Here is a 24,137-nt window from a genome sequence, read left to right as displayed (position 1 = left end):
ACCTTCGGCAAGTGGGAGCGCGGCATCCATCAGCCGCGCGGCATCCACCGGGATTCGGCTTCGCGACCGTCGACGCCAACCCGACGACCCGGGCGTGGCTGGTCACACTGGAGGCCGAGGCGCACGCCCTGGCCGGCAACGAGGCGGCCAGCCTGCGGGCGCTCGACCAGGCCGAGACGATCGTGGGCGGTGCCGGCGAGGAGGATGCAGCTCGCCGACCGCGGGTGGCCTTCTTCGACCGTGCCCGCCTGGTGGGCGAGCGCGGCGTGGCCCTGGCCCGGCTGGGCAGGCCGGCGGACGCCCGGCAGGTTCTTGAGGCGGCGCTCGGGTCGCTCGACCCGGAGATGGTCAAGATCAGGCCGCGGCTGATCCGCCCGCAACATGCTGCTGTAGCGACGGGCCGGGGTTCGACCGCGACCCCGTGTCCCGACCTTGAGCTAGCATCCCCGCGAATCAACCACCACCAGGCGGCGGAGGATGAGAAGTGGCTATTGAGTGGGGGGCAATTGGGGGCATCACGCAGGGCGTGGCGCGTGTGGGTCACAAGGGTCGGGAACACTCGTCAACGGAGAGGATGGATGATGGGCAAGTACGTGCAGCTGGGCGCGGTGAAGACCTGGTACGACGAGCACGGCTCCGGTCAGCCGCTGGTGCTGTTGCATGGTGGGCTGGTCGACGCGCGGTGGTTCGAGCCCAACCTCGCACCGTTGGCGGAGCGGTTCCACGTCTACATACCCGAACGTCGTGGCCACGGACACACCCCAGACGTGCCAGGCCCGATCACCTACCAGCTGATGGCAGACGACACCATCGCCTTCCTCGACACGGTCGTCGGTGAGGCCGCCGACCTGGTCGGGCACAGCGACGGTGCGTTCGTGGCGATGCTGGTGGCGATGCAGCGACCCGAGCTGGTGAACCGGCTGGTGATGATCAGCGGCGGCTTCAACAAAAGCGGCGACGCAGACCCGGACATGGAATGGGACGTCGACCAGATTGCCCAGTTCCTCGGCCCCGCCTACGGCGAAGTGTCACCTGACGGCATCGACCACTTCAAAGTGGTGGCCACGAAGATCGGTGAAATGGCCGCCGTCGAACCCAACCTGCAAGCGTCCGAGTTGGCCAAGGTGACCCAGCGCGCCCTCGTGATGTTCTCCGACGACGACCTAGTGACCCTCACCCACACCGTGGAAATGTACGACGCCCTGCCGAACGCCGAGCTCGCCGTCGTCCCAGGCACTTCACACTTCCTCACCCAAGAAAAGCCCCACTTGGTCAACGCGATCGTGCTCGACTTCCTTACCAACGAACCCGTCCCCACCATCGCCGGCATCCGACGAGCACCAGCCGCACAGTAGCGATCTCGGTCGCGCACTTGCCGCCGCCGCCGAGCAGGCAGAGGCCGAGGCGCGGTCGTCGGCCGGCCCATGAGCTGAACGCCGGGCGCCGGCGTGGCCCCGGGCAGCCAGTCAACCGGCAATGGGCGTGGCGTGGGGACCTGCGCTGTGGCGGGGTGCCGCACATTGCCGGTTGACTGGCGGGTCGGCCTGCGCTGGCGGGGCCTCGATGGTCAGGGCGAGCTGCTGGCTAGCCAGCGAGGAGCGAGGGGGGAGGCTCGCCGCCTCCCCCCTCGACCCCCCTCCGCTCGACGGCGAGGACCTGGACGTTGCCGAATCGGCGGCGGAGCATGCGCAGGGCGGCGAGCTGGTCGCGGTCAACGGTCGGCGTCACGCTCGGCCCGCTCCCGCGCGTTCCACGCCTCCGGGTCGCGGTCGTACTCGTCGGCCAGGGCGGCAGCTTGCGTCAGGACGCCGGCCAGCCCGCGGAGCGCCTTCGAACTCCCTTTCAGGAGGAGCTGGCCGTCGTACACCAGGGCGTCGGTACCGAGCGCACCGAGCGGCGTGGCCTTGCTGATGGTGGCGCGCATCTCGTCGAGCTCGCCGACGTGGACGGTGACACGGGGCGTCAGGACGCCTCCTGGTGGCAGACGGGGCAGCGCCGGCGGGCGGCGCGCCGCTCGCAGCGCTGCTGGGTCCGGGCGCTGGTGAGCTGGAAGCCGCACGTGGGGCACGAGGCGATCCACACGCCGGCGAGCAGGTGCAGGGCCGGCTCTGGTGCGGGGTCAGGGTCCAGGCCGGGCCGGTCCAGGCCGGGGCTCACGGCCGTGGGAGACTTGGCGTGCATCAGGGACTCCTCCTGGTGCCGGGCCCGGGGCGTGTGCGCGCTGCCGGGCCGCTGACTGGTGGTGGCCGGCCCGGGGCTCTCCTTCCCAGGGAGTTGGCACAACCGGGCCGGCCACGTGGATCAGGTCCTAGTTCGATGGACCACCCCCTTCCCGTGTCGTGCCGCACGTCGGGTCACGGTCGGCTCGGCACACCGGGCAGAAGCGCGAGGCGTGCTTGCGGTTCTTGAGCTGCCGCTCCAGCGCCCGCGTACCGGGCCAGGTCGCCGCCACCACGAAGCCGATGCCTCGGGCCTGGACGACCCGCACGATGGCGGCGCCGTTGCCGGCGGTCTGCACCGAGATCCGCTTGCCGCTCAGGTCGACGCCGATGTAGTGCTGCGTCATCGCCCGAGGGTTGGCCGGGTTGCCAATCGGCTCCAGGAAGTGCAGGAGGTACACCGTCCCCATCGCTCACGCCTCCCTCGCCTGCTGGTCGGGCCTGGTCCTCGCCCGCCCCGGGCGACCGCGTAGCTGCGGGCCGACTGGACGACGGCCGGGTCAAAGGGGGCCGAAGGCCATCCCGAAGGGACGCGAAGCGCCCTTGACGCGGGCGGCGGCCAGGTGGCGGCCCGGCCTGCAGGCAACCGGCCGGGCCAGCGGGGTGCAGGGGCCCCCGCTGGCAGCGAAGCGGGTAGGCCGGTCCTCACCGGCGGCCGTCCCCGTTGCCCTCGGCCCGGACCTGGGCGATCAGCTCGTACGCGCGGCGCCTTCCCACGCCGGTCGCCTCCCTGACTCGCTCGACGGTCACGTCCTGCCCGCCGGCGAGCAGCTCCCGCACGATCTGGCGGCTGCTCCGCTCGCCGGCGGCTTGTAGCTCACCTGGCTGTGCGGGTCGGGTGCGGTCCACCGGGGCACCCCCTTGGGGTTCCCCGGACCCCTCCGCACTCGCTGCCCGCGTCCGCAGCCGTCGCGCTTCGCTCATGACCAGCTCCAGGGCGGCCAGCAGCGCCGCAGGCGCCAGCGCGGCAATCGCGCCGACCAGCAGCGCGGTGAGCGTGCGGAGGGTGCGGGTGCTCATGCGCCGGTCACCGCGCACAGGAACTTGGGCCGGTTGTCCCACCGGCCGCGCCACAGCGACCACTGCTGGTCCGAGGGCTGCGGGAACCAGCGGATCGGCGGGGCTGTGCCGTGGTCCGGCACGCCGAAGTCGCGTGGTCCTCCGAAGTCGCCAGCCGCCGGCCGGGCGGCCGGCCAGGTCTGGTGCGGCCAGGCGTTGTTGGCGGGGCATCGTGCGCACATGCGGTCTCCTCATGCGGGTCGCTGCTCGGAGCGGTCGGGGTCGGGCAGGCTCGCCTGCTGCTGGCCGGCAGGGAGTGCGGAGTGCTCGCCGGCGACCAGCTCGACGGCGCGGGTGCACACGTCCGCGGCGATCGCGGTGCGGATGATCCGCGCCCGGGCGACCCGCCCGGCGGCGATCACGTGCGCCTCACCGGTGTGGGCGCCGCGGACCTGGTCCTGGTCCACGCGGCCGCGGGCGCGCATGGTGATCGTCTGCCGGCCGGTCAGGTCGCCGTCCTCGGCCTGCCAGGCGGCCTCTGCGACCCGCTCGGAGCCGGCCAGCGTCGCGAGCTCGGCCGGCTGCGGGCTACGGAAGGCGATCACCGCGGAGGCGGCCGCCAGCAGCCGGGCGCGCTCGTCCTCGTCCCCGAGCGCGATCGAGGACTGCGCGGCTAGCACCACGCCGGTCCCCGCGCCGCGGCCGCGCTCCAGCAGGTCGATCGCCGCGCGGCGGCCGCCCTGGATGGCGGAGAACTCGTCCACGACCAGCAGTGACGGCATCCCGGCGGGCTTGCGGGCCATGGTGAAGTGGCCCACGTCGCTGAGCAGGACCCGCAGGCAGGCGTCGGCGTCCAGGGTGGCGACCATGCTCGGCACGGTGATGACGACCAGGTCGGCGTCCTCGTGCGACCAGTCGCCGTCGAACGCAGGCCCGAGCGCGGCGACCAGGTTCGCGACCCGGAGCTGCACGTCGGCGAGGCGGTCCTTGAGGCCGCGCACGAGGCTCGTCTCGGCCTGCCGGCCCGACCAGGCGCGGGCGAGCGCGCCCGGGTCCAGGCGGGCGAGCAGCTCAGCGGTCGACCGGCACGGCGGGCCGGGCTGGCCGACCGCTGAGCTGCAGCGCGACGGTGGCGATCTCGCGGTAGTAGGCGGACTCCGGGGACCAGTCCCACACGTTGACGAGCCGATTCACGACCGCTGCGGGGGTGCCGCGCCAGATGTCCAGCGGCTCCTGCGGGAACAGCCGCACCCGCGCGTCCGGCCAAGCCGCCAGGTAGGCCGCGACGACCCCCCGCGCCAGCCCGTCGTGGCCGCCCTTGGCGTCCAGCACGACCAGGTGGCGGCGCTCCCGCGCAGCCAGGAACGACAGCCGCTCGATGCACTTCGTCTTGCCGGCTCCGGGGGCGCCTGCAAGGATCGTCGCCAGGCCGAGCTGCCCGGGCGGCGGGACGGTCAGCCCGCCACGCTGCCAGGTCGCGAGGTCGCCGCCGAGCGAGGTCCCAAGCGCGTCGGAGTCCGCCCGGACGGCCTCGCGGTCGGCGAGCCGGTGCGCTCTGCGGCGGGTGCGCTGCTCGGCGCGCTGCCGGCGGCGCTGCTCGGCCCGCTCGAACTCGGGCGCGACGACGCCGGCCGGCCGGCGGTTCATCCCGGCGGCCAGCAGCCCGGTGGGGATGGCCAGGGGCACCTGGGGCCACAGGAACGACCCGGGTGCGGGCAGGTGCAGCATCGGCTGGCCGAACTGCTGTGCCAGCGCCCACACGCCACCGGTCCCCGAGCGGCACCACGGCACCCCGGCTGGATGCTTGAAATCCTGCGACCCCGGCCGGCACCCCGGGGAGGTCGAATGCGCCGTGCCGGGGTCGCCAGCGCCGAAGGCGCTGCTTCCTCTTCCCCGTAGGGGATATGACCTGCGGTGATCCCGCGAAGCTGGCCCGGGCGAGGTATACGCGCCGCGCACACCCTACGAACAGGCTACGAACACCCGGCGAACACCTGCATACGAGGGCCTCCCTTCAGCGGCTTCGTGTGCCAGGCGTCCGGGTGTTCCAGCACCCGGGACGCCATGCGGTTCTATGGGGGTAGCGTCACCGACCGGCCTGCTGGTCACGCTGCCGGCCGACCTGGCCGACCGGGCCCGCCGCCTCTACGGCCCGATGGCCTGAGCGGCCGGGTGAAACGACGGCTGGAGGGCGCAAGGCAGGCTTCGTGCCGTGCGGACGGCAAGGGCTTGACGAAGCAACGGTTCTGGCACATCCTGCCGAAACGATTCGTCAAGTCGTTCGCGCGGGTGCCACCGATGCTTGCGTTGCGGGACGTCTCCGACGCCCACGGCGGCTACCGGACAGTGTCCCGGCTGCTGGACCTGCCAACGCCACCGACGGGCGTGTTCTGCTTCAACGACAAGATGGCCATGGGCGCCTACCAGGCGGCCGCCGAGCGGGGCCTGCGCGTCCCCGAGGACCTCTCGGTGGTCGGGTACGACGACCAGGAGCTGATCGCATCCTCACTGTCGCCGGGCTGACCACCGTCGCGCTCCCGCACTACGAGATGGGCGCGTGGGCCGGCAGGATGCTGCTCGGACTCATCGAGGACGCCGCAGCCCTGAACCACAAGCCCCTCCAGAAGCTCATGCCCTGTCCACTGATTCGTCGCGATTCCGTCGGCCCGCCGTCGCGCTGACGTCGCCGGCTCGACCCTCCAACCCGAAACGCCCCTCGAGAACCGGGCCAGCGACGAAGGAGCCACGACCACGAAGGGAGGACGAAACACACATCGGTGAGGTTTGAGTTGACTTCTGGGCGCTCACCATCTACCCCTTAGCACCTGGACCACAGGTGAGGAGACTCGCAGCCGAATGAGTACCGGCCCTGATCGACTTGCCGTTGCCGCGAGCCGGTCCCAAGGCTCGCCACGGTACGCCACCGCGCCAGGGCGCTGGCCTCGGAGGGCGGCACCCGGGGGGAGCGCAGGCGCCTGCCTGGCTGCCCGCCCTGCTCGGCGGCGCCGGCCGTGCCGGTCCCCACCAGGAGGCCCATCCTCCACGCTGCCCCATGATCGACCACATCGGCCACTTCGCCTCGCGGCAGACCTGTGAGGGGCGGCCGTCTTCCCATGGTGCTGCGACGTCAACAACGAGGAGACAACATGCGATGGCGTAGGTTCGTCCAAGGGGTCGCGGTGGCAGCGGTGGTGGCGCTGGCTGCGTCGGCCTGCCTCAACGAGTCCGGCGGCGGCGGCAGCAGCGGCGGCGGCGGCGGCGCCGGGGACAAGCAGGTCGAGATCCTGTACGGCTTCGGCGGTGACCAGTCGAAGGGCTTCCAGGCAGGGCTGAAGGACTTCCAGCAGTCCTCCGGGATCACGGTCAAATTCTCGGAGGCCTCCCAGTCCTTCGACACGGTCGTCCGCACCCGGGTCGCCGGCAACAACCTTCCCGACATCGCGCTGTTCCCCCAGCCCGGCGTGCTGCTGGACATCGCCAAGGGCGGGAAGATGCAGGACCTTGCCACCCTGCTCAACATGGACACGCTGAAGTCGACCCTGGTGCCCGGCGAGCTCGACGCGGCCACCACCGAAGGCAAGGTCTACGGCATACCCATGTCCATGAACGTCAAGAGCCTGGTGTGGTACCCGAAGAAGGCGTTCGAGGCCAAGGGCTACAAGGCCCCGCAGACCATCGCTGAACTGGAGGCGCTCACCGAGAAGATCAAGGCCGACGGCACGCCGCCATGGTGCGTGGGCATCGAGTCCGCCGCCGCGACCGGCTGGCCGGCCACCGACTGGCTCGAGGAGTTCGTCCTGCGTTACGGCGGCCCCGAGACCTACGACAAGTGGACCAAGCACCAGATCCCCTTCACCGACCCGGTGGTGAAGCAGGCCGCCACCGAGTTCGAGAAGCTCGCGCTGACGGACGGCAACGTCTTCGGCGGACGCAAGGCGGTCGTGAGCAACGCCTTCGCCACCGCGGCCAACCCCATGTTCGAGAACCCGCCGAAGTGCTTCCTGCACCGGCAGGGCAACTTCATCACCCAGAAGGGGTTCTTCCCCGAGAAGGTGCGGACGAAGTTGGACCAAGAGGTGGGCGTGTTCCAGCTGCCCGGAACGAGCCCGGACAACCGGCCGGTCCTCGGCGGTGGCGACCTGGCCGGCGCCTTCAGCAAGGACGACGACACCAAGAAGGTGCTGGAGTTTCTCACCAGCGACAAGTTCAACGGAGGAACCAAGGAAGGCAGCTACATCTCGCCGCACAAGACCTTCGATCTGAGCCAGTACCCGGACGAAACCACGAAGAAAATCGCGAAGCTCGCCTACGAGTCGACCGTCTTCCGGTTCGACGGCTCCGACCTGATGCCGGGGGCCGTGGGAGCGGGCAGCTTCTGGCGGGGCATGACCGCCTGGATCAGCGGGCAGAAGAACCTCGACCAGGTGCTCAAGGACATCGACGAGAGCTGGCCGAGCTGAGAACCTGAGGGTGGGGTTGGGGTGCGCGGCCCGTCGCCGGGCTGCGCACCCACCGAGGGTGCAGCCCTCGGCGCCATGACAAGCGGAAAGGAGCAGGTCGATGATCAGGGTGATCAACGCCTTGCTGGCGATCGTCGGTGGCGTGGGCGGCGCCCTGCTGCTCTACTACGTCCTCAACAAGCTGGTCGAGGGACTCCCCGAAAAGTGGGAAGAGCGCATCAAGCCCTACGTCTTCATCGGGCCGGCGGTCCTGGCGATCGGCATCTTCCTCATCTACCCGGCCGTGCGAACGATCATCCTGAGCTTTGCCAACGCGCAGAGCACCGCCTGGGTCGGCCTGGCCAACTACACCAAGCTGCTCGGCTCCAGTGACTTCCAGCTGACGCTGGTCAACACCCTGCTCTGGATCGCGGTGGTGCCGGCCGTCACCGTGGCGTTCGGGCTCGGGATCGCGGTGCTCGCCGACCGGCTGGGACCCCAGGCCGAGAAGCTGACGAAGTCGACCGTCTTCCTGCCCATGGCCATCAGCGGGGTCGGGGCGGCCACCATCTGGCGCTTCATCTACGAGACCCGCGCGAAGGGTGAGCCGCAGATCGGCCTGCAGAACGCCATCGTCACCGCGCTCGGGTTCGACCCGGTGGCCTGGCTGCAGCTCGACACCTTGAAGATCAACAGCTTCCTGCTCATGATCATCCTCATCTGGGCACAGGCCGGGTTCTCGATGGTGCTGCTGTCGGCCGCGGTCAAGGGCGTGCCCGAGGAGACGCTCGAGGCGGCCCGCATCGACGGGGCCAACGAGCGCCAGATCTTCTTCCGCGTGATCGTGCCGCAGATCTGGGGGACGGTCATCACGGTCTTCATCACCGTCCTCATCACCGTGATGAAGATCTTCGACATCGTCTACGTGATGACCAACGGCAACTTCAACACCGACGTGATCGCCGTCCGGTTCTTCAACGAACTGTTCCGCAACGGCGACAACGGGAAGGCCGCCGCCATCGTCGTCATGCTCATGATCGCCGTCCTGCCCATCATCGCCTACCAGGTGCGTCACTTCCGGGCCGAGGAGGCAGCACGATGACCACCACGGGAACGACTCCTCCTCCGACCGCTGTCCCCGGTCCGGTCAAGCCGCGGCGCGCCCTCTCCTTGCCGGGTCGCCGCGAGGCCGCAGTACCTGGCCGAGGGCGGGCCGGTCCGCTCGTCAGGGCCGCCCTGCTCCTGGTGTGCTTCCTGTGGCTGGTCCCGACGATCGGGATCATCATCACCTCGTTCCGCACCCCGGACGCCGCGAACACCTCGGGCTGGTGGACCGTGATCGCCTCGCCGCTGGACTTCACCCAGTGGACGATCGCCAACTACCGCGACGCCCTTTCGGGAGGGATGGGCAACGCCTTCATCAACAGCTTCGCGGTGACCCTGCCGGCGACCGTCATCCCCATCCTGATCGCGGCCTTCGCGGCGTACTCCTTCACGTTCATGGACTTCTGGGGCCGCGACGTCCTGTTCGTCCTCATCGTCGCCCTGCTGGTCGTGCCCAACCAGGTGGCGCTGGTGCCGCTGCTGCGCATCTACGGCAACCTCGGGATGACCGGGACGTTCGCGGCCGTCTACCTGGCCCACATCGGCTTCGGCATGCCACTGGCGATCTACATCCTGCGCAACTACATGTCCACGCTGCCCAAGGCCGTGATCGAATCGGCGAAGATCGACGGGGCCAGCCACTTCCAGACCTTCTGGAAGCTGATCGTCCCCATGTCGGTGCCCGCCCTGGCCTCCTTCGCCATCTTCCAGTTCCTGTGGGTCTGGAACGACCTGCTCGTCGCTCTGCTGTTCCTCGGCCCCGGCGACCGCGCGGTGGTCACCGTCAACGTCGCCGGGCTCGTCGGGCAGCAGCAGCAGGGCTGGCAGCTCCTGACCGCCGGCGCCATCATCAGCATGGTCGTCCCGGTGCTCGTCTTCCTCTCGCTGCAGCGCTACTTCGTGCGCGGCCTGACCGCCGGGTCCGTCAAGGGATAGGACGCCAACGCCTGGTTCCGGCGCCAACCGGGCATCGCCGCACCGAGCGGCGGAGCGATGCCGGCCGGCGCCGGGGCCAGCCTGGAGCACCGCAGACGGGGGTGCCCACCGGGCCCACACCGCGGTGCTGCTGATGCTCGCGCTGCCTGGCGGGCGCCTAGGTCCTGCTTGCGAGCGGACCGGCCGGTGCCAACGGCCGGAGCAGAGCCTGGGAAGCCCGTTTCACGATCGAAGACCGCGAACGCTACAGACCGCCGCTCCGACCAGTCCAACGACCGTACCGATGAACGTGAGCAGGGCGAAATCGTCGTTCCCCTTGGCGTGGAGGAGATTCGACACGATGATCGACGCTGCAGCGAGCCCGAGGAACGCCAGGGTGCGGATTCCCCAACGCTTCGGCTTCGGCGCCCGCAACGTTCGACGTCCCACTGCGCGCCCCCACGGCTCGCTTCGCAGGTGATTCGACGCACTGCAACATGGCACCGCCGGATCGGTCAAGGCTGAGAGGGCACCGATGGAAGGTCCACTGCATCCGGGCCAGGTCTTCGAGGAGGTCGGCGCGGTCGCCTGCGACCGTCGCAGCGCCCGGGTGTTCGAGCACGGCTGGCAGTCGTGGAGCCCGACCACGACGTACGGCCTGCACGAGCGGCCGTACCGTCCGAGCGGCGAGCGGAGCCGGGTGATGAACTACCGCCCGGACCGCTCGGCTCCGGACGGGATGTTCCAGGGCGAGGGGCTGCTCGCGGTCCAGGAGGGCGACCGTGGACCGGTGCACGTGTTCGCCGCCCACCCGGGCGCCGACACCGTGCCGTCCATTCGCGCCCGGGTCGAGGGCGGCTCGGTCGTGGTGGCCAGCGACGGCGACGTGCAGCAGACGACCGACGACGCGGCAGGCGGCATGGCCGCCGCGCTGGGCAGGTGGGCCGACGGCTACGCGTCCGCCGTGGGCGTCGGCCCGATCCGCCCGGCACCGACGATCTGGTGCTCCTGGTACTACTACTTCACCGCCGTCACCGAGCAGGACATGCTCGAGAACCTCGACGCCATCGACCACCTCCAGCTGCCCCTCGAAGTGGTGCAGCTGGACGACGGCTACCAGGCCCAGCTCGGCGACTGGCTGATCCTGTCCGGTCGCTTCGGGTCCTTGCGCGACCTCGCCGCCCGCATCCGGGACCGGGGCCGGCGCGTGGGCATCTGGACGGCGCCGTTCCTGGTCAGCGGACGCTCCCGGTTGTACGCCGAGCATCCCGAGTGGCTGGTCGGGGGTGCGTCCGTCGGCCGCAACTGGGACCAGGACCTGTTCGCCCTCGACGTCACCCACCCGGGCGCCGCCGAGTACCTCCACCACGTGTTCTCCACGTTCCGCCGGCTCGGCATCGACTTCTTCAAGATCGACTTCATCTACGCGGGGGCGCTCGACGGCAAGCGCCACGACGACCTGCCGGCGGTCCAGGCCTACCGGCGGGGTGTGCGGCTGATCCGCGACGCGATCGGCCCCGACGCCTACCTGCTGGGCTGCGGCGCGCCCATCCTGCCCAGCGTCGGCCTGGTCGACGCGATGCGGGTCAGCCCGGACACCGGCCCGGAATACGAGCCCGGCGGAGTCGACCTGAGCCTGCCGTCCATGCGCGCGGCCATCCTCAGCGGCGTGGGCCGCGCCTGGCAGCATGGCCGCTTCTGGGTCAACGACCCGGACTGCCTGATCGCCAGGCCCCAGGCCGAGCGCCGCGAGCGCTGGGCCGCCCACGTCGAGCGGTACGGCGGGCTGCGCGGGTCGAGCGACCGCCTGCAAGGCCTCGACGCCTGGGGCCTGGAGACCACCCGGCGGCTGCTCGCCGCCGTGCCACCGCCCAAGCCCTTCGCGCTCGACGCCCAAGCTCCCCGCTGACCGGCCACCATCTCGCACCGATGACCCTGCGACTCCCCGGCCACTGGATCTGGGACTTCTGGTTCGCCCAGAGCGGCGACGACGTGCACGTGTTCTTCCTGCACGCCCCCCGTGACCTCGCCGACCCGGAGCTGCGGCACGGCCACGCCCGGATCGGCCATGCGGTCTCACGTGACCTGCGCGCCTGGGAGGTCCTGCCCAACGCGCTCGACCCCGGGCGGCCGGGCAGCTTCGACGACCAGGCGACCTGGACCGGCAGCGTCCTGGCCGCCGACGGCCGCTGGCAGCTGTTCTACACCGGGATCTCGACCCGCGAGGACGGCCTTGTGCAACGGATCGGGCTGGCCACCTCCGACGACCTGCTGTCGTGGGAGAAGCAGGGCATGCTGCTCGAAGCGGACCCGCGCTGGTATGAGACGCGCGGCCCGGACGCGCGCTCGGAGCACTGGCGCGACCCGTGGGTGGCCTGGGACGCCGCCACCCGCCGCTTCCACATGCTGATCACCGCGCGGGCCAACCACGGTCCGGTGGACGGCCGGGGCGTGATCGGGCACGCCTGGTCGTCCGACCTGCGCTCGTGGCAGACCGGAGCGCCGCTGTCCGAACCGGGCGAGTTCTACCACCTCGAGGTGCCGCAGCTGGTGGAGCTGGGCGGCGCCTGGCGGATCCTGTTCTCGGCCTGGGCGCACGACCACAGCGCCGCGCGGCTGGCCCGGCCGGGCGTCGTCGCCGCGGGCGGCACCCACTACCTGACCTCCCGGGAGCGGTTCGGCCGCTACACCCTGGACCAGGACGAGTTCCTCGTGGGCGACCCCCACGGCCGCTTCTACGCCGGGCGGGTCCTGCACCACCGGGGCGAGTGGCACTTCTTCGCCTGGCAGCACCTCGACGGCCGGGGCGCCTTCTTCGGCGAGCTCAGCGACCCGATGCCGCTGACCGCCCACGCCGACGGGTCGTTGTCGGTCGAGCTCCCGGTCGCTGTCGACCAAGGGCCGGCGGGCCAATGACTTGGTCGTTCAGCGCCGGCACACCGAGGCAAGCGGACTCGATCTGGCCAGGACATTGGGCGGCGAGCCCTAAGCAGGTCACCAGCAGTCCTGCCCGTAACCCGGGCCGGCGACCAGGGCCTTCCCGTCAAGTTACGGACAGGACCTCTGAGCGGTGCTCAGCGGCGGCCCCGCGCCGACACCGGAGCAAGCTGGACAGGCGTCAGGCCCGTTCCTATAGTCCTCGCACCGTCCCGAACCGGGACTAGTCCTCGCACCGTCCCGAACCGGGACGAGACGGGTCACGACGAGGCGCGCCACGCGCACGGGGGAGGTCGGGTCGCCGGTGCCGACGCAGCCGCCGCGCCACGACGGGCCTGGCCAGCAGCCCGACCCGGCCGAGGACGCGGCCGCGCAGCGCCAGCGGCTGCTGCGCCCGAGCACGATCTCGGAGGCGCTGCGCGACGAGACCCAGCGGGGCCGGGCCGGGCTGCTGGCCGAGGACGACCGGTTCGCGGTGCTGGTCGAGCTGAACCTGCTCCACGCCAGGGCGCTCACCGGCGCCAAGGAGGAGTTCCTCGCCCTGTACCGGCGCACCATCCGAGGGGCGCGGGAGCGCCCGCCGGTCGAGGTGGCAACCAACTACTACCGCTGCGTGCTCACCACCGACGAGGTCCAGCGCCTGGTCCACGCCGACCAGCAGGACAGGGGCACCGGCGAGCGCGCGATCTACCGGGTCTGGCCCGACTTCCGGGTCGAGCAGTTCATCGACCGCTCGGTCGCGACCGTCAAGGGCGACGCCGCGCTCCGCTCCTACCAGGCGAGCGGCCTCGGCGTGACCTGGGCGGTGGTGGACTCCGGCATCAACGAGCACCATCCCCATTTCACCACCCACGCCAACCTCCAGGGCGACGTGGCCGGGCTGCACAAGGACTTCACCGGACTGGTCCCGCTGAGCGGCAAGCCGCTCTCCACCTCGCCGCTGGTCGACGGGCAGGGCCACGGCACCCACGTGGCCGGGATCGTCGCCGGCGGGCTCGGCGACCAGCACGCCGAGGGGGTGCTGGTCGGCCAGCACGTCGTCGACGAGCGCAACCAGGAGCGGGTCGTGGCCAGGCGGGTCGAGGAGTCCTGCTCGCTCACTGGCGTCGCGCCGATGTGCAAGCTCGTAAGCCTCAAGGTCGTCGACGACGACGGCTCGAGCTCGGTCGCCGCGGTCATGGCCGCGCTCCACTACATCCGCACCGTGGTCAACGCCGACGGCAAGCTGCCCCGCGTCCACGGGGTGAACCTGAGCCTCGGCTACAAGTTCGAGGCCAGGTGGTTCGCATGCGGGCAGAGCCCGCTCTGCAACGAGGTCGACCAGCTCGCCCGGTCCGGCGTGGTGGTGGTCACCGCGGCCGGCAACAACGGCTACGGCCAGGTCGACCTCCCCGACTGGGGGCCGACCCGCGTCGGGCTCACGCTCACGATCACCGACCCCGGCAACGCCGCCGGCGCCATCACCGTCGGCGCCACCCACCGCGACAGCCCCCACACCTACGGGGTGTCGTATTTCTCGTCCAAGGGGCCGACCGGCGACGGGCGCCTCAAGCCCGACCTGGTCGCGCCGGGGGAGCGGATCACCTCCTGCGCCGCCGGCAGGATGCTGCGGCAGCTCGCGGCGATCGCGGGCGGCGCGGCGCCCGGCGACGACGCACCCTGCTACATCGACGACACCGGCACGAGCATGGCCGCGCCGCACGTCTCCGGCGCGGTCGCCGGGTTCCTGTCGATCCGGCGCGAGTTCATCGGCCGGCCCGAGGAGGTCAAGCGGCTGTTCTGCGAGCAGGCGACCTCGCTGGGGCGCGAGCGGTACTTCGAGGGCCACGGCCTGGTCGACCTCATGCGCACGATCCAAGCGGTCTAACCACGAGGAGGACCTATGCCAGCGACGATCAACGGGCTGCCGTACTGGGAGCTCGGGTTCGACCAGGACGGCCGGCTGGTCGCGCCGGGCGGAGTGTTCGACGAGCTGCCGGCGGAGGGGGTCACCGACCTGTTCGTGCTCTCCCACGGCTGGAACAACGACCTCGGCATCGCCCGCCGGCTCTACCAGCAGTTCTTCACCCAGCTCGGCGACACCCTGGCGCGCACGTCGGCGTTGCAGCGGGAGGGCGCCAGGGTCGGGGTGGTCGGCGTCATCTGGCCGTCGATGCGCTGGGCCGACGAGAGCCTGCCCGGCGTCGCCGAGGGGGCGGTGGCGGGCCTGGCGGCCGAGCCGACCGACGGCCAGCTGGTGGAGGACCTGCGGGCCCAGTTCCCAGGCAGCGAGCAGGGCAGGACCCTCGACGAGCTGGCCGACCTGCTCGACCGGCAGCCCGAGGACGACGCGGAGCTGGCCCGCTTCCACGAGCTGATGAAGCAGCTCGTGGGCGCCCGCGACCTGGGCGCCCCGGAGGACGAGGGGGAGGCCGGCCTGTTCGAGGTCGGCGACCCGAAGGAGCTCTACGAGCAGTTCGCCACGCTGGTGCCGGCGCCCGAGCGGGAGCGCGAGGGCGGGACGACGGGGCTCGGCGACCGGTTCGCCAGGCTCTGGAAGGGCGCCAAGGAGGTGCTCCGCCAGGCGACCTACTTCGAGATGAAGCGCCGGGCCGGGACGGTGGGCCGCAGCGGGCTCGGTCCGGCCGTCGCCAGCCTGCACGGGACCCAGCCTGGGCTGCGGGTGCACCTGGTCGGCCACAGCTTCGGCGCCCGGCTGGTCTCGTTCTCCCTGGCCGGCCTGCCCGCGGACGCGCGCGGCCCGGGTTCTCCGGTGAAGTCGCTCACCCTGCTGCAGGGCGCGTTCTCGCACTTCGCGTTCGCGCGCGCGGCGGCCGCGCTCGACGGCAAGGACGGCGCCCTGGCCGGCATGGCCGACCGGGTCGACGGCCCCCTGGTCGCCTCGTTCACCCGCCTCGACCTGGCCGTCGGCAAGGCGTACCCGCTGGCGTCGATGCTGAGCCGCGACGCGACCTCCGGGTTCGAGGACCTGCTGTACAAGTGGGGTGGGGTCGGCTTCGACGGGTTCCAGGCGGTCGACGCCAGCCAGGCGCCGATGGCCCCGGTCGAGCAGCCCTACCAGTTCGCGCCCGGGCGCTTCTTCAACCTCGACGCCAACGCGGTCATCAGGAACGGCGGGCCGCCGTCGGGCTCCCACTCCGACATCGTCCACCCGGAGATCGCCTGGGCGCTGCTGTCGGCCGCGGCGATCACCCCAAGGACCGGCTGATCAGCCCTTTTCCGCGCCGCTGGTCAGGCCCTCGACGAGCAGGCGCTCGGTGAGGAAGAACAGCACCACGATCGGGATGGTGAGGATCACGGCGCCGGCCATGAGGATGGTGGTGGGGATCTCGATGCTGCCGGCGAGCTGGGACAGGCCGAGCGACACGGTCCAGCGCTCGCGCCGGTCGACCAGGAACAGCAGCGCGAACAGGAACTCGTTCCAGGCGATCATGAACACGAACAGGCTGGTCGCCATGATCGCCGGCTTGGCCAGGGGCAGGCTGACCTTGCGGATGATCTGCAGGCGGCTGTAGCCGTCGACCGCGGCCGCCTCCTCGAGGCTTCTCGGCACGGTCTCGAAGTAGTTGCGGAGCATGTGGATGGTGACCGGCACGGTCTGGGAGGCGTAGACGAGCACCAGGCCGAGCAGGGAGCCGCGCAGCCCGATCCGGGTGTAGAACACGAACAGCGGGATCGCGAGCAGGATGGCCGGGAACAGGTAGACGGCCAGGAAGAGGGCGTGCACCTGCCGGCGGCCGAAGAACTCGAGCCGGCTGATCGCGTACGCGCCCAGGATCGACACCGCCAGGGTGACCACGACCGAGCTGAGCGCGACCAGGCCGCTGTTGCGGAGGAACAGCAGGAACCCCTGCCCGCCGTCGTCGGTGCTGCGCAGCACGTTCTTGTAGGTGTCGAAGCTGACCTCCTTCACAGACACCCACAGCGTGCCCGGCTCGAGCGCCAGGTTCTCGATCGTGCGGAGCGAAAGCAGCACCATGTAGTAGAAGGGGAACAAGGTGATCGCCACGAAGAACGCGATCATGACCCACTTGAGGAGCCCGAGCACGCGCGTCTCCACGACCTCGCGGCTGAGCCGCCGTGTCGCCGCCACCGGGCGGGGCGGGGCCAGGGTCCGCTCGGCGCCGCCAGCGGCCTCGGTCGGGGCCTCGGGGCTGGTCATGGCGCCTCCTCCCTCCTCGCGAAGTAGCGGAAGTAGAAGAGCAGCACGACCGCGAGGAGGGCAGCCATCACCAGCGACGTCGCCGCGGACGCGCCCACGTCGTTGCGGGCGGTGAGGTACCGGTAGACCCGCACCGACAGCACCTCGGTGCCGGCCCCGCCCCCGGTGAGCAGGAAGATGTCGTCGAACTCGTTGAACGTCCAGATGAACCGGAGCACCACGAGCAGGGCGATCACGCCCTTGAGCTGGGGCAGGGTGATGTACCAGAAGCGCTGCAGCGGGGTGGCGCCGTCGACCCGGGCCGCCTCGTCCAGCTCGGCGGGCAAGGCCTGCAGGCGGGCCAGGATGAACAGGAACGCGAACGGGAAGTAGCGCCAGGCCTGGAACACGATGACCGTGAGCAGCGCGGTCGGCACGCCGAGGTCGAACCCGAACATGCTCAGGGTGCCGCTCCGCTCGGTGAGGAACGGGACCGCCTCGTCCCAGCCGAGCAGGTCGGTGCCGATCGCGTTCACCACCCCGAGCTCCGGGTTGAGCATGATCTGCCAGACGAAGGCGACCGCGACGATGGGCGCGACGTAGGGGAGCAGCATCGACGCCCGCACCAAGGTGCGGCCGCGGAACGGCGACCGCACCACCAGCGCGGCGACCAGGCCCAACCCGATCGCCAGGGTGGTCCCGACGACGCTGTAGACCAGGGTGGTCTTCAACGCGTCCAGGAACCCGCGGGAGGTGAGCACGGTCTGGAAGTTGCGCAGCGTGTACCCGGCGTCGAACAGGCCGACCCGTCTGATGGTGCTCAGGCGGATCCGCTGGAAGGCGAGCACTGTGGTCCACAGGATCGGCAGGACCACCATCACCAGGACCACCACCAAGGTCGGCGACAGCAGCGCCAGCCCGGCCCGGTTCTCCTGCTGGCGCAGGGTCAGCCCGCGCCGGCGCCTGCTGGGCTGGACGTCGACCGTTGCCATGATCACCTCCCGGACGCTGCTACCCCACCTGCTGCTACCCCACCTGCAGCCACCCCACCTGCAGCCACCCCACCTGCAGCTACTTCACCGACTCGGCGATCTGCTCCACCTCCTGCTGGGCCTGCTTGGCGGCCGCGGCCGGGTCGGTCCTGCCGTCCAGGGCCTCGCTCAGGGCCTTGGGGACCGGCAGCTCGCCGAGCTGGGCGCCCACGAGCTTGCCCTGGCCCTGCTCGAAGCCCCAGCGCTTCATCGTGTCGGTGCTGGTGCTGAGCGCCTGGAGCACCTCCGGCGGGTAGTTCGCCGACAGCGGCTCCTTGGTGTCCACCCCGGTCTTCAGGCCGTTCCACGCCTTTGTGAACTTGTCAGGCTCGTCCTTGGTGCCCTTGCGGACCGGGAACTTGCCCTCCGGGGACAGCGCGAGCCAGTCGACGTACCCGTCGTTCAGCATGAACTGCACGAGCTGCTTGGCCGCGTCGACGTTGCCGTCCTTGACGATGACGAACGAGGTGACCTCGCCGTACTGGGCCGGCTCGCTGGCGTCCGGCCCCTTCACCGCGGTCACGATGCCGCTGTTCTTGGACAGGAACTTCTTGTCCTTCTTGCACTCGGCGCAGGTCGGCAGCGCGTCGCTGCGGAGGCCGGCCAGCTCGTCGAGGATGAACGACGACCAGACCAGCATCGCCGACTTGCCCGCGAAGTAGGTGGCCCGGGTGGTGTCGACGTCCTGGGCGCCCCTGACCGAGGTGTTGCGGATCAGGTCGGTGTAGAACCTGAAGGTGTTCTGGCAGGCCGGGCTGTCCAGGGTGACCTTGCCGGTGTCGTCGGTGAGCTGGCAGTTGTCGGCGACCGCGAAGTACTCGAAGGTCTGCTGGGTGAACACGTCGCCCGGCTTGGTCGCGGCCGCGATCCCGGCCATTCCCGTGGTCTTCAGCCTGGCGGCGCCCGCCTGGATGGCCTCGAAGGTGTCGGGGGCGGCCAGCCCCTGCTTGTCGAACAGGTCCTTGCGGTAGACCAGCAGCTGCGTCCAGCTGTCGCTCGGCACGGCGACCGGCTTGCCCTCGGCCTCGACCAACTTGAGGGCTCGCTCGGAGAAGGTTTCGCGGCCGAGCTGGTCGACCACGGCGGCGGCGGCGTCCGGGTCGGCGAAGTCGTCGGCGGCCAGGGAGTGGGCGAACCCCAGGCTCAGGGAGCCGAACAGGTCGGGCAGGGTGCCAGCCGCGCTGGCCGAGGCGATCTGGGCCTGGAGCTGGTCCTCGGCGATCGCCACCTGCTTGACCTTGATGCCGGTCTGCTGGGCGAACCTGTCGAGGATCGCCTGGGTGGCCTTGACCCGCACGGCGTTGTCCTCGCTGTTCCAGAAGACCAGCTCCTTGGCGTTGCCCTTCCCTTCGTCCGCGCCTCCCCCGCAGCCCGCGGCCGCGAGCAGCAGGGCGAGCACGACGAGGACGGACGTCCGAACCCTCATTGGTCCTCCCTTGGCGCGGCCTGACCCACGGACAGGGACAAGGCAAGCTTTCGGACAAGCCGCTGATCCTACGCATGTTCGCCTGTTCGCCGCGAAACGTCCATCACCGCCCAATTGCGCTGGCCTGGCGGCACTACCATGCGAGTGGACGCAGACCGAGTCGGAAACCGAGGTGAGCGGGGATGGCGGCGGAGACCGGACGGAGCGCGAGCGGGTACGAGGAGCAGCTCCGGCGGCACGAGCTGGCCGCGGGCCGCGCGCTCATGCAGGTCCTCCCGGCCGGTGAGCCACCCACCGCGGGGCAGCTCGCCGAGGCCCGCCGTGCCCTGACCCGCGCGCTTCGGGACCTGCGCGGGCTCAAGCGGGAGCTCGAGCTCGACCTGCGCCGGCTCCAAGGCGGCGAGCGCCCGGAACCGGGCGGGCGCGGCGCCCAGGCCGGCCGCGCGGAAGCGGGGCGGGCGCCCGGTTCCGGGCGGGGACAGGCCGGGCGGGCGGAGATCGGGCGACCGCCGGGCGGGCGGGGGCAAGCCGGCCGCGCCGAAGGGGGGCGGCCGCCGGGCGGGCGGGGGCAAGCCGGGCGGGCCGAAGCCGGGCGGGCGCAAGCGGGGCGGGCGCAAGCGGGGCGGGCGCAAGCCGGCCGCGCCGAAGGGGGGCGGGCGCAAGCCGGCGGCGGGTCCCGCGCTTCCAGGCGCCGCCCCGAAGAGCTGTACCGCTACGAGGCGGCCGCGAACGCGATCGACGAGGTCCTCGAGCGCTGGGAGGCGCGCCGGGTGCAGCTGACGTCCGAGATCGAGCGGCGCGGCACCCGGCGGCGCTGACGCAGGGCGCTGACGCGGGACGAGCGCGCCGACCCGCGCGGTCCGGGCGTAGCTGGACGAATGCGCTACAGTCATACCGTAGCTGTCGCCGGGCTGGCGGCTGTCGGCCGACCAGCACGAGGGGCTGTGGCGCGCGGGGTCGACCACCGTGACCACCAGCACCGCCGGCACGACCAGCGGCGCGATCCAGGCGGCGCAACGGTGCGGCCTGGTGCGGCCGCTTGGACTACCCGGGACCGCGGGGTAGGCTGCTTGGACCGTCCAGCAGCACGGACGGGAGGAGGGGGGAAGCCCGGATGGTGAACGACTCCGCGAGAGTCGACGACGAGCTCGACGTCGTGCTGGACGGGCACCGCCACCTGTACCGCAGCGAGCTGGGACCGGCGGTTGAGGCCGCCATGCTGCTCGCCGAGGAGCTGCGCGCGATCGAGCTGCCTCCCCAGGTGGCCGAGCGGCACGTCGCCATGGCCATGGACCGGGCCAGGCGCGCCTCCACGCGGAGCCGCCGCCGCTCGCTGGCCCGCGCGGTGGCGACCGCGGCCGCCGCGGCCGCCATCGTCGGCGTTCCCGCCTCGCTGGTGTCGGGCCGGACGCTGCCCGGTCACCCGCTCTACCCGCTCAAGCGGACGATCGAGGCTGCCGACCTCGCCTTCACCTTCGATCCCTGCCGGGAGGCCGAGATCCACATGCGCATCGCCGAGACCCGCATCGGCGAGCTGGAAGCGCTGGTCCAGCGGCGCGACAATGCCCGCATCGTCGGTGCCCTCCGGGAGGTGAAGGCGGCGGTCGACGCGGCCAACGTGGCGGTGGCCAAGGCGGTCCGCGAGGAGGGCGCCAACGACGAGACCATGGCCCTTCGCCAGCGGCTCACCGGCGTCAACAACGACATGAAGCAGGAGCTCAAGGACGTCCTTGAGGCGAAGCCGACCAACCCGGCGGCCGCCGTCACCGCGTCGTCGATCCTGAGCACCACGGCCACGCCGCCCGTCCCTTCGACCGCGCCGCAGACCACGTCGGCGCCACCGCAGACCACAGCGGAGACGCCCCCCGCCCCGCCCCCCTCGACCAGCCCCAACATGTCGCCGACCTCGCCGGGCGGGAGCACCGCCGGCAGCGGCGCGGGCAGCGGCGCCGGCGCCCGCGGCGGCGCGGGCGCGGGCAGCGGCGCCGGCGCCGACACGTCCGGCCCGTAGCGTCCCCTCACCCGCTGCAGCCTCCGCTCACCTCGGCGCTACGCGCCCCCGGACGGCGACGGGGCGCCGCCCGGGCCGGTGGCCGAGGCGCTCGGAGATCGCCGAGGCCGCCGCCAGCGACCCGGTCGACCTGCTCGAACTCGCCGGCGTCGACACATGGCCCTGATCGACCCGGCCTCACCGGGCTGGGCCGCCACCGCGGCGCGCCTCGCCCGCTCGTCGCCTGACCGCACCGGCCGGGTGCGCTCGGGGGACGAGTCCTCAGGTACGGCTAGGAGGGGTGGTCCTCAGGTGCGGCCAGGAGGGGTGGCGCCCATGCGGTCGAGGACGAACCGGACGACCTCAACATACGAGTACTTGGACGCGGCGTGAGACAGGGCGCCTTCGAGGGCCGCAGCCACCGCGGCGGCGGCCAGCTCCCGGTCCTCGCCCGGCGGCAGCCGATCCTCGAGGGCCTCGGAGAGCAGCTGCTCCAGGAAGCCGTGGGCCCGCTCGTGGAAGTCGGCGACCGCTGGGGCGTGCGGCACCCGCTCGTGTACCACGGGCTGGAGCAGCCGGTAGTCCTCGAGCCGCTCGAGCAGGGTGAACAGCCGGTCCACCGGATCGCTGCCGGGGTCTTCCCGGCCCGGGGCGCGCTCGACCTCGTCGCTGAGCAGGCGGTCCAGGACCGCGGCGAAGGCGTGGTCCTTGGTCGGGAAGTACCAGTACACGCTGTTCGCGGCCAAGCCGGCTTCGCGGGCGATGTCGGCGATGGAGGTGGCGGCGTAGCCACGCTCGAGGAACAGCCGGCGTGCGACGTCCACGAGCTCCCCGACCCGCTGCTCACGCGGGACGTCCTGCCGGTTTCTTGGCATGCCGGGATCCTATCTACCCTTGACGATGATGCAAGAGCCGGGGCGTGCGGCCGTCGTGGCGGAGGAGCAGAATGCAGCTGCACCGTGCGGCCGGGCGGCCGCACGGTGGACGCTTCGCACGGGGACGCTTCGCACGGGGACGCTGAGAAGCCGCGCATGCGCACGACCGAGACCGAAGGAGTAGCAGGTCATGGCCACCACCGAGACCCGTCCGAACCTGGCTGACAGCGACACGTCCGAAGGTGACGGCTACGCCCACTATGCGAACAAGGCCGAGATCACCCGCGCGGCGATCGAAGGCGGGATGATAACGGCACTGTGTGGTTTCCGCTTCCCTCCTATCCGTGATCCGCGGCGGTTCCCGGTCTGCCCGAGGTGCAAGGAGCTGGCCGCCATGCTCTGGGGAGCCGACTGAGGATGACAGGTCGCTGACCCGACAAGGCGAACTCTGCCTGTGTTGCGCGGGCTCCGCGGGGACGCATCTCAGCGCGGAGCGCCAACGCCGAGCAGCGAATGCTGAACCCCTGAGCGAGAGGAGGTTTCGGGTACATCGCCCTAACTGGACCTAGCCTTCCCGGACGGGTTAGGGCGTCTTCTGGCGTCTCGGGCCGAGGGGGTGCCGTTCCTGGTCGAGGAGGTCCTGGCCTCCCGCGTGGCAAGCGGCGCGCTCGTGCGGGAGCGCGGCGTCTGGGAGCTGCGGACCGATCGCGCGCCTAGGGTCCCTGAGACGTTCCAGGGGATGATGCGCGAGCGCCTGCGGAGCCTCGGCGCGCAGGACCGGGCGGTGTTGGGGGCGGCCGCGGTGTTGGGGAGGCGCTTCGACTGGTCCCTGATCCCCGACGCGGCGGGCTTGGATCGGGGAACCGTCCTGTCCGCCTTGCGATCGGCGGTGAACGCCCAGATCGTCTCCCCCGAGGACAGCGCCGAGTGCCCCGCCTTTCGCTTCCGCCACGCGCTGACCAGGGAGGCGGTGCTCGAGGACCTGCTCCCTCCCGAGCGGGCGGAGCTGGCGGCACGGGCCGCCCAGGCGGTCCAGCGTGCCCACCCGGGCCTGCCAGGGCCATGGTGCGAGCGGGCGGCGGAGCTTCGGGAGCTCGCTGGGGACCGGAAGACAGCGGCGCGCCTGCTGCTGGAGTCCGCCCGCAGGTCCCTGGCCCGCACCGCCCTGGCCAGCGCCGAGTCGGCCCTGGACCGCGCCCGGTCCCTCGCCGGCGATGACCGGGAACTGACCGTCGAGGTGGACGAGGTTCTGGTGGAGGTGCTCTCGCTGGCGGGGAAGCCCGACCGCGCCGTCCAGGTGGGGGAGCGGCTTGTGGCCTCGCTCGCGCAGTCGGATGCGCTGCCCGGGCGCGCGGGGAAGGCGCGGCTCTCGCTGGGCCGGGCCCTGGGCGGGGCGTCGAGGTCTTCAGGCAGGAACTGGAGATCGCCGAGCGAGCTGACCTGCGGCTGTGGAAGGTCCGGGCCCTGCTCGAGCTCGGCACGGTCGAGATGACGTCCTCGGGAGACATCGCCGATCTGGTTCGAGCAGAAGAGCTGGCCGAGCGCGAGGGGGCGGTCTCCGCGCTGGCCCTCACCCTCCAGAACCAGTGTTGGCCGCACCTGTTCGCGAGGCGGTGGGACGACCTCGCCGCGGCCAACGAACGGTGCGTGGAGCTCTGCCGCCGCTTCGGGTTGGGCCTGCTTCCCCACGCGTTGATCGTGACGGGCCTGATCCACGCGGTGCGGGACGAGTTCCAGGAAAAAGCCTCCCTCGACCAGAGCGAGGCCATCGCGCTCGGCCGGGCCGGTCGTGCCCGGGATGGGGAGGCCGCGTTTCAGCGGGCCACGGAGCGGCTGAGCCGGGCGCACTGGCTGCGATGCCTGCACGACCGGCTGGTGGCGGAGGCGGCCATCGCCGACCGGTGGGGCGACCCGGTCGGGTGGCTCCGTCAGGCCCTGCCCGTCCTCGAGTCGGCCGGGCACGATCGGGTCGTGGCGGCCTGCAAGGCCCTGCTCCGCAAGGCGGGCGCGCCGCTGCCCCGGAAGGGCCGGGGCGGGTCCGAGGTCCCGCTCGATCTCCGG

26 protein-coding genes are annotated in these 24,137 nt (G+C 71.5%); 14 read left to right on the top strand and 12 right to left on the bottom strand.

The window, feature by feature from the left end; all coding sequences use genetic code 11:
• Positions 1–11 precede the first annotated feature (11 nt).
• Complete coding sequence (locus VG276_24870; protein HEV8652531.1) at positions 12–1,355, top strand: alpha/beta hydrolase; 1,344 nt, start codon at positions 12–14, stop codon at positions 1,353–1,355.
• Positions 1,356–1,584: 229 nt separating this feature from the next.
• On the opposite strand, the gene VG276_24865 is transcribed toward VG276_24870, so the two are convergent.
• The 8 genes from VG276_24865 to VG276_24830 form a co-directional block, all read right to left on the bottom strand.
• Positions 1,585–1,728, bottom strand: a complete 144-nt coding sequence (locus VG276_24865; GenBank protein ID HEV8652530.1) for a hypothetical protein — start codon at positions 1,726–1,728, stop codon at positions 1,585–1,587.
• Positions 1,712–1,924 (bottom strand): hypothetical protein, encoded by a 213-nt coding sequence (locus VG276_24860; protein HEV8652529.1) that lies wholly within the window; start codon positions 1,922–1,924, stop codon positions 1,712–1,714. Before VG276_24860 ends, VG276_24865 begins: the two co-directional genes overlap by 17 nt.
• Before the next feature lie 38 nt (positions 1,925–1,962).
• A complete protein-coding gene (locus VG276_24855) occupies positions 1,963–2,181 on the bottom strand; it encodes a hypothetical protein (GenBank protein ID HEV8652528.1) in 219 nt (72 codons plus the stop codon).
• Between the two features lie 127 nt (positions 2,182–2,308).
• Positions 2,309–2,629 carry an endonuclease gene (locus tag VG276_24850; protein HEV8652527.1) on the bottom strand — a complete coding sequence of 107 codons (321 nt, stop codon included), beginning with the start codon at positions 2,627–2,629 and terminating at the stop codon, positions 2,309–2,311.
• A gap of 235 nt (positions 2,630–2,864) precedes the next feature.
• Entirely contained in the window at positions 2,865–3,239 is a 375-nt protein-coding gene (locus tag VG276_24845) for a hypothetical protein (GenBank protein HEV8652526.1), read from the bottom strand.
• Positions 3,236–3,460 (bottom strand): hypothetical protein, encoded by a 225-nt coding sequence (locus tag VG276_24840; GenBank protein ID HEV8652525.1) that lies wholly within the window; start codon positions 3,458–3,460, stop codon positions 3,236–3,238. Before VG276_24840 ends, VG276_24845 begins: the two co-directional genes overlap by 4 nt.
• Positions 3,461–3,469: 9 nt before the next feature.
• The gene (locus VG276_24835; GenBank protein ID HEV8652524.1) at positions 3,470–4,219 is read right to left on the bottom strand and encodes a hypothetical protein; all 750 of its coding nucleotides are present in this window, start codon (positions 4,217–4,219) and stop codon (positions 3,470–3,472) included.
• A gap of 70 nt (positions 4,220–4,289) precedes the next feature.
• Entirely contained in the window at positions 4,290–4,979 is a 690-nt protein-coding gene (locus VG276_24830; protein HEV8652523.1) for a hypothetical protein, read from the bottom strand.
• A gap of 468 nt (positions 4,980–5,447) precedes the next feature.
• Between VG276_24830 and VG276_24825 the strand changes: the two genes are divergently transcribed.
• The 8 genes from VG276_24825 to VG276_24790 all read left to right on the top strand — a co-directional run bounded on the left by VG276_24825 (position 5,448) and on the right by VG276_24790 (position 15,821).
• Positions 5,448–5,741: a substrate-binding domain-containing protein gene (locus tag VG276_24825; protein HEV8652522.1), complete on the top strand. Its 294-nt coding sequence runs from the start codon at positions 5,448–5,450 to the stop codon at positions 5,739–5,741.
• A gap of 623 nt (positions 5,742–6,364) precedes the next feature.
• Positions 6,365–7,678 carry an ABC transporter substrate-binding protein gene (locus tag VG276_24820; protein ID HEV8652521.1) on the top strand — a complete coding sequence of 438 codons (1,314 nt, stop codon included), beginning with the start codon at positions 6,365–6,367 and terminating at the stop codon, positions 7,676–7,678.
• Positions 7,679–7,778: 100 nt separating this feature from the next.
• A complete protein-coding gene (locus VG276_24815; protein HEV8652520.1) occupies positions 7,779–8,759 on the top strand; it encodes a sugar ABC transporter permease in 981 nt (326 codons plus the stop codon).
• Positions 8,756–9,697 carry a carbohydrate ABC transporter permease gene (locus VG276_24810; GenBank protein HEV8652519.1) on the top strand — a complete coding sequence of 314 codons (942 nt, stop codon included), beginning with the start codon at positions 8,756–8,758 and terminating at the stop codon, positions 9,695–9,697. Before VG276_24815 ends, VG276_24810 begins: the two co-directional genes overlap by 4 nt.
• 514 nt (positions 9,698–10,211) lie before the next feature.
• On the top strand, positions 10,212–11,585 hold the full coding sequence (locus tag VG276_24805; GenBank protein ID HEV8652518.1) for a glycoside hydrolase family 36 protein: 1,374 nt from the start codon (positions 10,212–10,214) through the stop codon (positions 11,583–11,585).
• Between the two features lie 20 nt (positions 11,586–11,605).
• Positions 11,606–12,592: a glycosyl hydrolase family 32 gene (locus VG276_24800; GenBank protein HEV8652517.1), complete on the top strand. Its 987-nt coding sequence runs from the start codon at positions 11,606–11,608 to the stop codon at positions 12,590–12,592.
• Between the two features lie 325 nt (positions 12,593–12,917).
• Complete coding sequence (locus VG276_24795; GenBank protein HEV8652516.1) at positions 12,918–14,480, top strand: S8 family peptidase; 1,563 nt, start codon at positions 12,918–12,920, stop codon at positions 14,478–14,480.
• A gap of 15 nt (positions 14,481–14,495) precedes the next feature.
• Complete coding sequence (locus VG276_24790; GenBank protein HEV8652515.1) at positions 14,496–15,821, top strand: serine/threonine protein kinase; 1,326 nt, start codon at positions 14,496–14,498, stop codon at positions 15,819–15,821.
• Here the strand turns inward: VG276_24790 and VG276_24785 are convergent, their stop codons facing one another.
• The 3 genes from VG276_24785 to VG276_24775 form a co-directional block, all read right to left on the bottom strand.
• Positions 15,822–16,637, bottom strand: a complete 816-nt coding sequence (locus tag VG276_24785) for a carbohydrate ABC transporter permease (GenBank protein ID HEV8652514.1) — start codon at positions 16,635–16,637, stop codon at positions 15,822–15,824. It lies immediately after the preceding gene.
• Between the two features lie 134 nt (positions 16,638–16,771).
• Positions 16,772–17,746, bottom strand: a complete 975-nt coding sequence (locus VG276_24780; protein HEV8652513.1) for a sugar ABC transporter permease — start codon at positions 17,744–17,746, stop codon at positions 16,772–16,774.
• Positions 17,747–17,825: 79 nt separating this feature from the next.
• On the bottom strand, positions 17,826–19,211 hold the full coding sequence (locus tag VG276_24775) for an extracellular solute-binding protein (protein HEV8652512.1): 1,386 nt from the start codon (positions 19,209–19,211) through the stop codon (positions 17,826–17,828).
• Positions 19,212–19,393: 182 nt separating this feature from the next.
• Between VG276_24775 and VG276_24770 the strand changes: the two genes are divergently transcribed.
• Together VG276_24770 and VG276_24765 are read left to right on the top strand one after the other, a co-directional pair.
• The gene (locus VG276_24770) at positions 19,394–20,029 is read left to right on the top strand and encodes a hypothetical protein (protein HEV8652511.1); all 636 of its coding nucleotides are present in this window, start codon (positions 19,394–19,396) and stop codon (positions 20,027–20,029) included.
• 296 nt (positions 20,030–20,325) lie between these two features.
• On the top strand, positions 20,326–21,222 hold the full coding sequence (locus VG276_24765; GenBank protein ID HEV8652510.1) for a DUF5667 domain-containing protein: 897 nt from the start codon (positions 20,326–20,328) through the stop codon (positions 21,220–21,222).
• Between the two features lie 287 nt (positions 21,223–21,509).
• On the opposite strand, the gene VG276_24760 is transcribed toward VG276_24765, so the two are convergent.
• On the bottom strand, positions 21,510–22,076 hold the full coding sequence (locus tag VG276_24760) for a helix-turn-helix domain-containing protein (GenBank protein HEV8652509.1): 567 nt from the start codon (positions 22,074–22,076) through the stop codon (positions 21,510–21,512).
• Between the two features lie 190 nt (positions 22,077–22,266).
• Between VG276_24760 and VG276_24755 the strand changes: the two genes are divergently transcribed.
• From VG276_24755 to VG276_24745, 3 genes are all read left to right on the top strand, one after another.
• Positions 22,267–22,491: a DUF3039 domain-containing protein gene (locus VG276_24755; protein HEV8652508.1), complete on the top strand. Its 225-nt coding sequence runs from the start codon at positions 22,267–22,269 to the stop codon at positions 22,489–22,491.
• A gap of 201 nt (positions 22,492–22,692) precedes the next feature.
• Positions 22,693–23,568 carry a hypothetical protein gene (locus VG276_24750; GenBank protein ID HEV8652507.1) on the top strand — a complete coding sequence of 292 codons (876 nt, stop codon included), beginning with the start codon at positions 22,693–22,695 and terminating at the stop codon, positions 23,566–23,568.
• The coding region (locus VG276_24745; protein HEV8652506.1) for a hypothetical protein at positions 23,565–24,137 on the top strand (573 nt) is incomplete at its 3' end. The genes VG276_24750 and VG276_24745, both read left to right, overlap by 4 nt.

This window comes from Actinomycetes bacterium (assembly GCA_036000965.1).
Taxonomy (GTDB): domain Bacteria; phylum Actinomycetota; class CALGFH01; order CALGFH01; family CALGFH01; genus DASYUT01.
Note: the sequence above shows the minus strand (reverse complement) of the source record. Positions and strands in the feature narration are given on the sequence as shown.